15 protein-coding genes are annotated in these 12,361 nt (G+C 68.6%); 7 read left to right on the plus strand and 8 right to left on the minus strand.

Annotated features, from left to right (window positions below; genetic code table 11):
* Positions 1 to 14 precede the first annotated feature (14 nt).
* The gene (locus tag ACP96_RS05290) at positions 15 to 782 is read right to left on the minus strand and encodes a DICT sensory domain-containing protein (RefSeq protein WP_050032509.1); all 768 of its coding nucleotides are present in this window, start codon (positions 780 to 782) and stop codon (positions 15 to 17) included.
* A 123-nt stretch (positions 783 to 905) separates the two neighbouring features.
* The gene (locus ACP96_RS05295) at positions 906 to 1,655 is read right to left on the minus strand and encodes a competence/damage-inducible protein A (RefSeq protein WP_050032510.1); all 750 of its coding nucleotides are present in this window, start codon (positions 1,653 to 1,655) and stop codon (positions 906 to 908) included.
* A 155-nt stretch (positions 1,656 to 1,810) separates the two neighbouring features.
* Between ACP96_RS05295 and ACP96_RS05300 the strand changes: the two genes are divergently transcribed.
* Complete coding sequence (locus tag ACP96_RS05300; RefSeq protein WP_050032511.1) at positions 1,811 to 2,665, plus strand: DUF7260 family protein; 855 nt, start codon at positions 1,811 to 1,813, stop codon at positions 2,663 to 2,665.
* Between the two features lie 741 nt (positions 2,666 to 3,406).
* Here the strand turns inward: ACP96_RS05300 and ACP96_RS05305 are convergent.
* The 3 genes from ACP96_RS05305 to ACP96_RS05315 are packed head-to-tail and all read right to left on the minus strand — an operon-like array spanning position 3,407 to position 5,828.
* Complete coding sequence (locus tag ACP96_RS05305; RefSeq protein ID WP_050032512.1) at positions 3,407 to 4,159, minus strand: amino acid ABC transporter ATP-binding protein; 753 nt, start codon at positions 4,157 to 4,159, stop codon at positions 3,407 to 3,409.
* Positions 4,159 to 4,875 carry an ABC transporter permease gene (locus tag ACP96_RS05310; RefSeq protein ID WP_152663323.1) on the minus strand — a complete coding sequence of 239 codons (717 nt, stop codon included), beginning with the start codon at positions 4,873 to 4,875 and terminating at the stop codon, positions 4,159 to 4,161. Before ACP96_RS05310 ends, ACP96_RS05305 begins: the two co-directional genes overlap by 1 nt.
* A 2-nt stretch (positions 4,876 to 4,877) precedes the next feature.
* On the minus strand, positions 4,878 to 5,828 hold the full coding sequence (locus ACP96_RS05315; RefSeq protein ID WP_050032513.1) for a substrate-binding domain-containing protein: 951 nt from the start codon (positions 5,826 to 5,828) through the stop codon (positions 4,878 to 4,880).
* Between the two features lie 237 nt (positions 5,829 to 6,065).
* On the opposite strand from ACP96_RS05315, the gene ACP96_RS05320 reads away from it, so the two are divergent.
* A complete protein-coding gene (locus ACP96_RS05320) occupies positions 6,066 to 6,851 on the plus strand; it encodes a TOBE domain-containing protein (RefSeq protein WP_050023970.1) in 786 nt (261 codons plus the stop codon).
* 100 nt (positions 6,852 to 6,951) lie between these two features.
* Positions 6,952 to 7,161, plus strand: a complete 210-nt coding sequence (locus ACP96_RS05325) for a hypothetical protein (RefSeq protein ID WP_237561616.1) — start codon at positions 6,952 to 6,954, stop codon at positions 7,159 to 7,161.
* A 55-nt stretch (positions 7,162 to 7,216) separates the two neighbouring features.
* Here the strand turns inward: ACP96_RS05325 and infB are convergent, their stop codons facing one another.
* Positions 7,217 to 9,010: a translation initiation factor IF-2 gene (gene infB / locus ACP96_RS05330; RefSeq protein WP_050023975.1), complete on the minus strand. Its 1,794-nt coding sequence runs from the start codon at positions 9,008 to 9,010 to the stop codon at positions 7,217 to 7,219.
* 212 nt (positions 9,011 to 9,222) lie between these two features.
* Between infB and ACP96_RS05335 the strand changes: the two genes are divergently transcribed.
* On the plus strand, positions 9,223 to 9,468 hold the full coding sequence (locus ACP96_RS05335) for a PRC-barrel domain-containing protein (protein WP_050023990.1): 246 nt from the start codon (positions 9,223 to 9,225) through the stop codon (positions 9,466 to 9,468).
* Positions 9,468 to 9,926: an NOB1 family endonuclease gene (locus ACP96_RS05340; RefSeq protein WP_050023977.1), complete on the plus strand. Its 459-nt coding sequence runs from the start codon at positions 9,468 to 9,470 to the stop codon at positions 9,924 to 9,926. The genes ACP96_RS05335 and ACP96_RS05340 overlap by 1 nt, the downstream gene beginning before the upstream one ends.
* 37 nt (positions 9,927 to 9,963) lie before the next feature.
* On the opposite strand, the gene uppS is transcribed toward ACP96_RS05340, so the two are convergent.
* Positions 9,964 to 10,986: a polyprenyl diphosphate synthase gene (gene uppS / locus ACP96_RS05345; RefSeq protein ID WP_050032515.1), complete on the minus strand. Its 1,023-nt coding sequence runs from the start codon at positions 10,984 to 10,986 to the stop codon at positions 9,964 to 9,966.
* 64 nt (positions 10,987 to 11,050) lie between these two features.
* On the opposite strand from uppS, the gene lwrS reads away from it, so the two are divergent.
* Together lwrS and ACP96_RS05355 are read left to right on the plus strand one after the other, a co-directional pair.
* On the plus strand, positions 11,051 to 11,416 hold the full coding sequence (gene lwrS / locus ACP96_RS05350) for an LWR-salt protein (protein ID WP_050032516.1): 366 nt from the start codon (positions 11,051 to 11,053) through the stop codon (positions 11,414 to 11,416).
* Positions 11,417 to 11,481: 65 nt separating this feature from the next.
* Positions 11,482 to 12,135, plus strand: coding sequence for an HAD family hydrolase (locus ACP96_RS05355; RefSeq protein WP_050032517.1), 654 nt, complete (start codon positions 11,482 to 11,484; stop codon positions 12,133 to 12,135).
* Positions 12,136 to 12,175: 40 nt separating this feature from the next.
* On the opposite strand, the gene ACP96_RS19720 is transcribed toward ACP96_RS05355, so the two are convergent.
* Entirely contained in the window at positions 12,176 to 12,310 is a 135-nt protein-coding gene (locus ACP96_RS19720; RefSeq protein ID WP_268762283.1) for a hypothetical protein, read from the minus strand.
* Positions 12,311 to 12,361: the final 51 nt, after the last annotated feature.

Below are 12,361 nucleotides of genomic sequence, written 5' to 3' on the forward strand. Positions count from 1 at the left end.
GCTCGGTCACCCCCTCAAAGCGCCGTCGCGATGTGTCGGTCGATCCGATCGACCAGCGCTGGGCGGAACGTCCAGAACCCGTCCCACACGTTCGGCTCGTCTTCGAGGGCGACGAGCGCGGCGTGGCGGCCGGCATCCGCCTCCTCCGGCGGCGTGAAGACGACGAACCACGACCGCCGGTAGGGGTACGACCGCCCCTGGTGGACCGTCACCGGAAGCGACGACGACGGGTCCGCGTCGCCGACCCCGTAGACGTGGACGTCGACGCCGCTGTTGCCGACGGCCTCGTACACCTCGTGGGTCCCCCGTTCGTCCCGCAGCCGGGAGAGGCGCTGGAAGGAGGCTCGGAGCGTCCCGCCGCCCACCTCGGCCGCGATCCGTTCAATGACGCGGGAGACGACGATCAACAGCAGTTTCTCCTTGTTCGAGTGGGGGTAGCCGCGGAGCCGGAAGGGGACTTCATCGAGCCCGGAGAGCACGTCCGGGAGCGAGACCTCGTCGAGGTCGATCGTGCCGGTCTTGTACAGATCGGAGTTGATGAGGAGGACCGATTCGAGCAGCTCGTCGAGCGTGGAGCGGGCGACCACCTCGCCGTCCTCGACGAGGAGGACGACGTCCGCGTCGGTGTCCGGCAGATCGCGCTCGCTGATCGTGACCGACTGGTCCTCGAGCAGCGAGTCGAGCAGGTTCCGAACCGGCTCCGGCTCGGTCCGGTTGACGACCACGAGCGACCGGCTCGGGGCGTCGATCTCGTCGAAGAACCCGCGCAACGAGTCCGTCATCGCCGTGTGCTCACCGCGGTCTCTGTGGCTCCGCTCGATTCGGAGGCGTGCGTCCTCGACATGGTGGGTCCCAACACCGTTCGAGTGAACGTAGCGGCGGCGAGAGTTATAAATCCCGCACGGTCACTCACCGCCCCAGTCGCGCCGGACCGGCGTCTCGCTGGCGTTCACGTTTGCCAGCAGCCACGCGGTCGCCTCGTCGAGCGCGTTCTCGTCGGTCGCGGTCACCTTCAGGCGGTTGTGCTCCGCCTCGCGGTCGGGGTAACAGCCGACGGCGACGTCGAAGCGCTCGCCCGCCGCCTCCAGCGCGGGGATGATGTCCGACTCGGGCTCGACGGTGTAGAGGAACCGCGAGCGCCGGTCGCCCGCGAACTCGTCGGCGACCGATTCGAACATCGCCTTCAGCTCCTCGGGGATCCCCGGCATGACGTAGACGCCCTCGATCACGCACCCCGGCGCGAGCCCGGGGTCGTTTAAGAGCGCGCGGCTCCCGGTCGGAATCGCGGCCTCGGCGTCGACGTCCACGTCGACGTCGCTGTCGGGGAGTCGCTCGCGGATCTCGGCCAGCCGGCGCTCGACCGCCTCGCGCGTCAGATCGGTCGGGGCCAGCTCGCGGTCGAACGCGTCGGCGACCGCCTCCATCGTCACGTCGTCCGGGGTCCCGCCGATCCCGCCCGTGACGATCACGGCGTCGAACGCGTCGGCGTACGCCCCGACGCGCTCCGCGATGACGGCGCGGTCGTCCGGCACCGAGAGGATCCGTGTCACGGCGACGCCGCGGTCGCTCAGCTCCGCGGCGAGCCAGTTGGCGTTCGTGTTCACCGTGTCCCCCGCGAGCAGTTCGTCGCCGACCGTGAGCAGCGCGACCTCCATCGCCCGACCGTAGGGGCGGCGCACGGATGTGCGTTTCCCGTCGCACCCCACGCCCCGGCTCGCCTCCGGATATCTATTGAGCCCACAGTACCGGTCTCGTGCGCCGCGTACCCCTATTATAAGCGTTTACGGGGGCTGTGCGCGACGGGTGCGGTATGGCAACGACGATCAACCCGACGGACGGGGGCCCGGAGCTGCTGGACGACGCGCGGGAGTCGCTCCGGGTCGAGCGACGACGCGTCGCCGACGAGCGCGAGGCGTTCCGCGCGTTCCGCGGGCGCGTCGCGTCCGTCCCGTCGGAACCGATCCGAACCGACGGCGGCGCGGGACCGGCCACCGGCGGCGGACCTATCGGGGGCACAGGGGCATCCGGAGCGATCGGAACTCCCGGATCCCCCGGATCCTCCGGCTCGGGGCCGCCGGCCGGGTCGGGCCTCGTCGCGGTGAGGAATGCGTATCAAGAGACGGTGATGTCCGTCCCGCACTACGAGGTCGAGTACGACGACACCTACGAACGGAGCGTCGCCGAGGAATTCAGTCCCGAACTCGCCTACACGCTCACCCGGGAGTCACGATTCCATGCCGAGTGCAAGCGCTCCCTGCTCGACGCGATCGAGACCGCTATCGAGGAGCGCGAGCGGTTCGCCGAGACGGTTCGGTCGGAGACGGAGTCGGTCGACCGGGCCGCTTCGCGGCTCGCCCCGATCCGAAGCGAGGTCGCGTCGACCGCGCGGACGGACCTCTCTGAGGACGGATTCGGGACGCTCGACGCGTACCGCGCCCGGACCGAGGCCCTGATCGACGACTGCGACCGAATCGCCGCGCGCCGCCAGCGGGAGCTCGCGTCCCACGAGCGCGACCTCGCGCTCGACGGTGATCTCGACATTCCGACGTACCTCTACCAAGACCTCGACGCGACGTATCCCGTGCTGGCGACGGTCGGCGCGGTCGGCGACCGACTCGGCGACCTGAAGCGCCGGATCGAGCGCGCGATGGCCGACGCGAGCTGATCGGTTCTGTCGAAATTCTCCGCGGGAGAGATGATCTGATCCGGTTAGTGCAGACGCGGCAACGGTTGATATCGAGAGTAGTGTTGCAGATTGTCGGTGGCGATTCAGTATTTATATAGCCATGAGCGACCGCAACGATCGCTTATAAATCAATGAGGCGGTCGGCGCGCGCCTGTGAGCGCCCTTTGGGCGCGAACAGCGCCGCGCGAGGGAGTTGCTGGCGCCGACGGCGCCAGCGACAGGGCGAGAGCGAAGCTCTCGCTTGCAGCCGGACGTAGTCCGGCGACGAGGCTGGGGAGGTATGAGGTGCGGTGCGGTTGTGGGGCGGGACTCAAAGGGGCAGCCGGCGAGGCGGGCGCAGGCGTTCACGAGAGCGGAGCTCTCGTGAGCCAATCAGAACGCAAAGCGTTCTGATGACGACGCAAGCACCGCAACGAGGGAGCGGTAGCGAGCGAGTGAGGAGCGCAACGAGCGTGCGCCCGCCTCGCCGGCTGGGGCTTTGGAAGTGTTCACCGCAGAGCCGTCTGCCACTTATAAACAACCGACAGCAACACCACTCGATCACGTATAAAACAACTACTCCACTGTCTCAATATACCTACTCCCGTAATCGCTTGCCACTGCGCCTATACTGATCACGGCAAGCCAGAGTATGCGATCACGATCTCAATAGAACTGAATCGGCGCCAGAGCGCGATCAGCACCGGATTCCGGCCGTTTTCCGCCTCTCCTCGATGCGCGTCAGTACACCAGTTCGCCCGAGATGAACTTCCGGGTGCGTTCGTCGGACGGGTTCTCGAAGATACGCTCCGTCGGGCCGACCTCCGTGACGCCGTCGTCGAGCAGCACCGCGACGCGGTCCGCGACGCGCTCCGCCTGATGCATGTCGTGGGTCGCCACGACGACGCCGATACCGCGGCTCCGGGCCTCCTCGACGGCGTCCTCGATGACGGCGGTGTTCCGCGGATCGAGGTCGGAGGTGGGCTCGTCCAACAGCAGCACGTCCGGATCGTACGCCAGCGCGCGGGCGAACGACACGCGCTGCGCCTCTCCGCCCGACAGCGAGTCGGCGTGCTGGGTCGCCTTGTCGGTCAGCCCGACGACGCCGAGCGATTCGCGAACCGCGTCGGGTGTGTCGGCGAGCCCCAGCGCCGCGGCGATCCGGTCGCTCCACGGGCTCCGAACGCGGAGCCCGTACTCGACGTTGCGGCCCACGGAGGCGTCGAAGAGGCTCGCCTCCTGAAACACCATCCCGACCCGGCGCCGCAGGGTGAGCCGCTCGGACTCGTCGACGGCCCACGCGTCCGTGTCGCCGAGCGCAACGGTCCCCGAGTTCGGTTCGAGCGAGAGCGCAAGCGTCCGGAGCAGCGTCGTCTTGCCGACGCCGGAGGGCCCGATGACGCCGAGGACCTCGCCGGCGTCCACCGCGACGGAGAGGTCGTCGAACACCCGCTCGCCGCCGAACGACTGCGAGACGGCGGTCGCCCGGAGCATCAGCGATTCACCCCTCCGTCGCCGAAGTGCACGACCACGGCGTTGACGGTCAACACGAGCACGACGAGGACCGCGCCGAGGATCATCGCCGTCTCGTACTGTCCCTGACGGGCCTCGAGTTGGATCGCAGTCGTCAGCGTCCGCGTCTTCGAGATCCCGTCGGCTCCTGTGATGTTGCCGCCGACGATGAGCACGGAGCCGACCTCGCTTATCGCCCGGCCGAAACCGGCGAGGATCGCGGTGGCGATCCCGTAGCGCGCCTCTTTCAGGACGACGAGGGCAGCGTCGAGGCGCGTGCCACCGAGCGCGCGCGCGGCGTCGCGGACGCCGTCGTCGACCCCGGAGACGGCCGCGAGGCTGATCGCCGTGATCGGCGGCGTCGCGAGGACGAACTGCGACATGATCATCGCCTCTCTGGTGAAGACGAGGTTCAGCGAGCCGAGCGGCCCCTGGTTCGAGACCGCGAACAGCACGACGAGGCCGACGACCACGCTCGGGAACCCCATCCCGGTGTTGACGACGGACTTCACGAACCCCTTCCCCGGGAACTCGGAGAACCCGATCAGAACGGCGACCGGAACGCTGAACAGCGTGCTCAGCGCCACGGCAGTGAGGCTCACGTACAGCGAGACGTAGATGACACTGGAGACGTAGCCGTCCCTGAACGGGAGGTCGAGGAGTCCGGGCAGCAGGCCGACGACTGGTTCGATCGGCACGCTCACTCGTCGGACGAGTCGCTACTCCAACCTTCCGGAACGTACTGCTGGAAGTCGGGGTCCTCGGAGACGGCCTCGGGGAAGAACAGCTGTTCCCCGTTCATCTGGTAGTCGGAGATGGCGTCCTGGGTGCCGGGACTCGTGATCCACCCGATGTACGCCATCGCGAGGTCGTAGTTGGCGTTGTCGTGGACGCCGGGATTGACAGCCATGATCCCGTACGGGTTCGCGAGGATCTCCGGGCCGTCCTCGATCGGTCCCTGCACGAGGATCGTGAGGTCGATCTCCGAGCGCTGGGAGATAAAGGTTCCGCGGTCCGAGAGCGTGTAGGCGCCCTGCTGGTTCGCGATGTTCAGCGCTTCGCCCATGCCGGAGCCGGTCTCTTGGTACCAGTCGCCGCCGGGCTCGGTGCCCGCGGCCTCCCAGAGATTGAGCTCCTTGGTGTGGGTCCCGGAGTTGTCGCCGCGAGAGACGAACGACGCCTCCGCGTCCGCGATGGCGGTGAGCGCCTCCGTCGCCGAACTCATCCCCTGGATCCCGGCCGGATCGCTCTCGGATCCGACGATCACGAAGTCGTTGAACATCAGATCGCGGCGGTTGACGCCGTACCCGTTGCGCAGGAACTCGTCTTCGAGCCCGCGGGCGTGGACCATCACCACGTCGCTGTCGCCGTTGCGGGCCGACTCCAGGGCCGCGCCGGTCCCCTGCGCGACGGCGTCCACAGTGACGCCGTACATCTCCTCGAAGTCGGTGTGGATCTCGTCGAGCATCCCCGTGTCGTAGGTGCTCGTCGTCGTCGTGAGCGTGAGCGTCTCGCCGGCCACTGCGGGCCGGTCGTCGCTGCCGCCGCTGCCGCCCTCGCCACCGCCGCCGACGAGCCGAGCGCAGCCAGCGGTGCTCGCGACCGCGCCCGCACCGAGTGCGGTGAGGAACCGCCGTCGATGTATCGGCATAGATACACCGATGGACTGGCGCGGGATATAGCTTCTGCCACGGAGTAACCGCTGTCAGTTACGATCCTCCACGGGGCGGAACCGTGACGATCGCTCACCACGGGAGCGGCGTCCGATCGCGTTCCGAAAGCGTCCAGAGCGAGGGACGTAGCTCTCGGCGATCGGTTACGTCGTCACAGTTGGCGTGCTCAACCGGGGAGGGAAAACGCCAACACCCACCGAGCCGACGGTTTCGGTATGGACGAAAGCGGAGCGGGGAAGGCCGGGGCCGGTGCGGGCCGCGGTCGGGCCGCGCTCATCGAGGGCGACGCCGAGTTCGACGGCCGCGACGCCGCGCTCCTCCGGGCGGTCCACGAGGCGGGATCGGTCGCGGGTGCGGCCTCACAGTTGGGGCGTTCCCGCGCTCGCGCCCTCTCGCGGATCGAGGCGTTGGAGGACGCGTTCGGGGCCCTCGTCGAGCGCCAGCGCGGCGGATCCGGGGGCGGCGGGAGTCGGCTCTCGGCGGGCGGCCGCGACCTCCTCGACCGGTACGACCGCCTGCAGGCCGTGCTGGCCGCGACCGCGCAGGTGCCGGAGACGGTGCTCGACGGGACGGTCGCGAGCGTCGACGGCGAACTGGCCGACGTCGACACCGCGATCGGGCAGGTCCGGGGGCTCCACGGCGGAGTGGACGAAGACGGCGACGACCGCGACGGGGGGGCGGCCGGTGACGGGGCGGCGATCGGCGACGCCGTGCAAGTGCGGATCGGTGCCGACGCGGTGACGATTTATAAGGCCGATGAGCGGGTCGACCCGGATTCGACGAGCGCTCGGAACCGGCTCCGCGGCGAGGTCGTCGGAATCGACCCCGGCGAGACCGTCTCGACGGTGACGATCGAAGTAGAGGGCGTCGCGTTCCGAGTGCTGATCACGGCCGAGAGCGCGGAGCGGCTGGACCTCGACGCGGGCGACGAGGTGGCGATCCGGTGGAAAGCGACCGCGACGCGGGTCGTCAGCCAGTCGGCGACGCCGGGACGCGAGTAGGCGAACGGGGCGATTTGGTATATGTAGGGCGAACTAACGTAACAACGTAGTGCAACTATAACCCGTGAACGAATCAGCAGACGCCTCAACGAGTAAGACAGTGGCCGGAATCGAAACCGAGAACCTCGGGCCCGCAGCGCTGGCGTCCCTAGGCTCCGTCGGCCTCGCGCTGTACTTCTACTACGTCCGCGGCGACAAGCAGCGCGGCCAGTTCGTCGGCCTGTGGCCGGGCACCATCCTCGGGCTCGCCACCTACCTGCAACTAGAGCAGGTCAAGCAGACGCTCGACGAGCACGCCGACGACGACTGAGATCGGCGGCGGACTGCGGCGCCTTTTTCGCCCGCAGACGCCGTGAATCCCCGATTCACTTCCCCCAGAAGGGGTCCCGCTTCCGCTTGGTCTCTAGGTACGCCGACAGCGCCTCGCGCTCGTCGGCCGTGATCTCCTCTTTCAGCTCCTGTTCGAGGATCTTCGCGTGCTTCTCGGGGACCTCGGTCCAGAGCGTGTCGCCCTCCTCGATGTCGCGGCCGACGGTGGGGCCGTCGATGGCGATGCTCACGCGCTCGCCGGCGCGTGCCTCGTCGACGTCGTCGCCCTGCTTCTGGATCCCGGAGAGCTGGCCGGCGCGCTTGAACTCGTTGCCCTCGAAGGCGCCGACGTTGCGGTTGTTCTGGACCGTGCCGGAGATGACCTCGACGCCGACGACCGCGGGGTCGTTCTGCCGGAACGTGTGGTCGGGGAGGATGCGGAAGCGCGCGGGACGGACGACCTTGTCGAGCACCGTCTCCTGCTGAGCGCGCTGTTTCTCCTCGACGTAGGTCTCGTAGTCCTCGATCAGCTGGTAGATGACCTCGTCGGTGAACAGCTTGATGTCCGCGTTCTCAAGCTCCGTCTCGGCGTTCGCGAGCAGGTCGACGTTGAACCCGAGGATCGACTTGTGCTCGTCTTGGTTCGCGGTCTCGGCCACGGCGATGTCGCGCGGCGCGATGTCGCCGACCTCCGCGCGCAGGATGGGGACCTCGGCCTCGCGGAGCGCGTTCGCCATCGCCTCCAAGGAGCCGAGCGTGTCGGCCTTGACGACGACGCCGTCCTCTGCGGTGTCCACCTCGATCTCCGCGAGCTCGGCTTTGACCTCCTCGACGACCTCCTCGAGCGGGCGGTCGCGAACGACTCGCACCGGCGCGCCGGCCATCGCCCGATCGAGGTCGGGCGCGGCGATCTTCACGCCGGCGGCGGCGCCGACCTCGCCCACCTTCTCGAACTTCTTCTCCGTGCGGATCTCCTCGAGAGGCCGCGGCTGGAGCAGCGCCCGGATCTCGGTGACGATCGGCTCCTCCTGCCCGCCGACGACGATCTGGTCGCCGTTGCGGACGACGCCGTCGTACACCACGGTGTCGATGGTGGCGCCGAAGCCGCGCTCGTCTTTCACCTCGAGGACCGTTCCCTCGCCCGCTCCCTGCACGTCGATCGCCATCTCTTCTTTCATGAACCGCTGTGAGAGGCCCATCAGGACGGTGAGCAGGTCGGGAACGCCCTCGCCGGTGATCGCCGAGAGGGGGACGACGCCGATGTTCTTCTGGAAGTCCTGCACGCGCCAGTAGAGATCGGCGGAGAAGCCGGCGTCGGAGAGCTGGCCGATGATCTCGTAGAGGTTCTCGTTGAGCATCGACTCGGCGCGCTCCGACTGCGCCTCCAAGCTCTTCTGGATCGGTTCGCCGTCCTGCGGGTTCCAGCCCGGCGTCGTGTCCACCTTGTTGGCCGCGACGACGAAGGGGGTACCCGTCCGGCGGAGGATGTCGATCGCCTCCTCCGTCTGGGGCTGGAAGCCGTCGTTCACGTCGACGACGAGCACCGCGATGTCGGCGAGCGCGCCGCCGCGGGCGCGCAGCGTCGAGAAGGAGTGGTGGCCCGGCGTGTCGATAAAGAGGAGGCCGGGCAGATCGAAGTCGGTCGGGTCGATGAGCTCGCCCGCCATCCCGGAGATCGTGTCGAGCGGGATGTCGGTCGCCCCGATGTGTTGGGTGATCGCGCCGGCTTCGCCCTCGCTGACGGCGGAGCCGCGGATCTTGTCGAGCAGGCTGGTCTTGCCGTGATCGACGTGGCCCAGCACGGCGACGATCGGCGTCCGAAGGGTGTCCGCGTTTGTATGGTCGGTCATCAGTGATCGCCCCGAAAAGGTCGGTTACCTACCGTTCGGCCCGGACGTCAGTTAAGCCTTTCAAAATGCGCGCGCCCAGAGCGCGACGGCGTCGGCGCCCGAGACCGCCTGCATCTCGTCGCGCTGGCCGACGTCTCTGCGCCGCCGCGACCGTCTGTCACTCGTCCGACGCCCCCGTGGAGTTTAAGACCGTTGCCCCGGACGATGAGGACATGGTCGATATCCTCGCGGAGAACCTCTCCGGGAAGGCGGTGATGAGCGCGGACGGAACGGAGCTTGGGGACCTGTACAACATCACGATGGACATCAAGTCGGGCGAACTCTCCGACCTGCTCGTGAGCCCTCACGAGCACCTCAGCCCGGAGCGCTCTGGCTTCGACGTCGACGAGATGGGTCGCCTGAAAGTGCCGGTTGCGAACGTGCAGGCGGTGAAAGACTACATCGTCGTCGCCCGCTGATGGAAGTCCTCGACACCTCGGCGTTCATCCACGAGTACACCACGGACGACGACGTGGTCTCGGTGCCCGAAGTCCACGAGGAACTCACCGGCGAGGGGGCGCTCCGCTTCGACGCGATGGAGGGCTCCGGCATGACGATCCACGTCCCGGCCCCGGAAGTCCTCGACAACGTGCGACGCGCCGCGCGCGGCTCCGGCGACGCCGCGGAGCTGTCAGACACCGACGCTCGCCTGATCGCGACCGCCCTCGAACTGAGCGCGACGCTCGTCACCGACGACTACGCGATGCAGAACGTCGCCGAACGGCTCGATATCACCGTCGAAGCGATCGCGCGCGACGGAATCTCCGAGGAGCGCGAGTGGCGGTTCCAGTGCGTCGGCTGTAACCGAACCTTCGACGAGAACAAGGACCGGTGCCCGATCTGCGGGAGCGATCTGACGCGGAAGAACCCGGCGTAGCACAGAAAAATTTCGCTTTCTCTTCGGTTTCGAGCCCTTAGTCCGCCGACTCCGGTTCGGTCTCGCGCTCTCCGGTCGCGGTTCGAGCCGCGTTCCCGGCGGCGCTTTCGGACGTGTCGCCGTCTTTGGCTGACCCGTTGGCTGCTTCGGCGTCGCTCGAAAGCGGGGCGGCGAGCGCGTCGGCGTCGAGCCGGGGAACGCGCTCGCGGAGCCGCCCGGCGACGGCCCGAGCCTCGGCGATCTCCACCTCGGCGACCGCCCGGACGAGCGCGGCGGCCCGCTCCGCGCGGGCGCGCTGCCACGACTCCTCGCGCGATTGGTACGTGCGGATGGCGCGGAGGAACTCGCGCTGCGAGAACTCCGGCCAGTACGGCGCACAGAAGTAGACGGCCGCTTCGTTGCCGTTGGCGTGCCAGGGCAGGAAGTTCGAGGTGCGCTCATCGCCGCCGGTCCGGACGATGAGGTCGACGTCGCGGACCGGGCGGTCGTACAGCCGGTCCTCGACGGTCTCGACGTCGACGTCGGCGGGTTCGAGGTCGCCGGCGTCGACGTCGCGCGCGATAGCCGACGCCGCGTCGAGCAGCTCCGTCCGGCCGCCGTACGCCAGCGCGACGTTCAGCGTGAACCGGTCGTTGTCCGCGGTGCGGCGCTCCGCGTAGGCCACCGCGTCGCGCACGCGCTCCGGGAGGCGGTCCACGTCGCCGATGGCGCGAACACGGACCCCCTGCTCGTGGACGCGGTCGGCGTCGGCGAAATCGCGGAGTTTGTCCTCCAGCAGGTCGAACAGCGGCTGTAACTCCTCGTCCGGGCGCTCGAAGTTCTCGGTCGAGAACGCGTACAGCGTCAGCTCCGCGACGCCCAGGTCCGCGCACCAGTCGAGCACGCGCTCGGTGGTGGCGGCGCCGGCGCGGTGGCCGTCGGGCGCGTCGTCGCCGCGTTCGCGGGCGTACCGCCGGTTCCCGTCTTGGATGATCGCGACGTGCGTCGGCACGTCCTCGATCTCTCGCCGGAGGTGGCGGCGGTACGCGCGCTCGATGCGGTCGCGGAGCCGATCCAACATACGTGCGGACGGACACGACCGAGGGGTATGTACTTTTATCCTCTGACAGGACGAGTCGCCGCCGATGGACGCCGCCTACGTCTTCGCCGTCGCGTTCCGGCTCGACCCGGACGGGGCGGCAGTCGACCCCGACCGATTCGAGACGACGATGGAGGTCCCCGCGAGCGAACCCGACACCGAGGGGTGGCTCTTCTTCCGCAACCGCCTCTGGCGCGGCGAGATCGGCGACGAACCCTCGTTCCGGACGCTCGCGGGCGATCGCCTCGGCGTCGAGGTCGTCACCGCCGACTTCCGGGAGCTCCGGACCGACCGGGAGTACCTCGACGCGCTGAAGTCGGAAATCGCCGCGGACCTCGGCCGGTTCAACGCCGACTCGGTCGACGAGGTCCTCCACAAGTACCTCGGGTCGTCGATCCACGTGCGGGGGTGAGGAGCCGGCTCGGAAGCGCTCGCCCCCACAACGCACTTATCGATCGACCGCTTACGGACGGCCCCATGGCCGTCGCCGACTACGACTTCCACCTGTTCGACCTAGACGGGACGCTCGTCGACGCGGAGTGGTCGTACACCCGCGGCGTCTTCGACCGCGTCGGCGACCGGCTCGGCCGCCCCTTCTCCGACCGGGAGGCGTACGTCCTCTGGCACGGGCTCGGCGGCGCCCGCGGCGGCACCCTCCGCGAGCTCGGGATCGACCCCGACGCCTTCTGGCCGGCGTTCCACGCCGAGGAGGACCCGATCGCTCGCGCGGAGGCGACGTACCTCCACGACGACGCCGCCCGACTGCTCGACACCGTCGACGACGCCGGCGGGCCGACCGGGCTCGTCACCCACTGCCAGCGGTTCCTCGCCGAGCCCGTGCTCGACCGGCTCGACCTCGCCGACAGGTTCGACGCGGTGATCTGCTGTACCGACGAGACGGGCTGGAAACCCGACCCGGACCCCATCGAACTGGCGATGACGGACCTCGGGGTCGACCCCCGAACCGACCACGGCTACTACGTCGGCGACGGCGAGAGCGACGTGGGCGCCGCGTGGAATGCCGGCCTCGACGCGGTCCACGTCGAGCGCGTGGGCCACGAGGACCGCGGGCGGTGCGTGCTCGGCGACCGGCGCGTCAGCCGGCTCGACGAACTGCTCGGGCCGACGTGAGGACGCCCCGGTTGCGCACCGCGATCGGTCGCGTTCGACGCTACGAGCCGGTGACGCCGCGGATCCGCTCTTTGCCGCACTTCGTACAGCACTCCACGACTTCGTCGGGATCGACCACGACCGCCCGACATTCGTATCGGTGTCGACAGATCAGGCGTTCGATCGTCGCGTGCATATCGAAACAACCACACGACGAGCGTAATAAATACTGTGTAGTTACGCACTT

Source organism: Halorubrum halophilum (assembly GCF_000739595.1).
GTDB classification, from domain to species: Archaea; Halobacteriota; Halobacteria; order Halobacteriales; family Haloferacaceae; genus Halorubrum; species Halorubrum halophilum.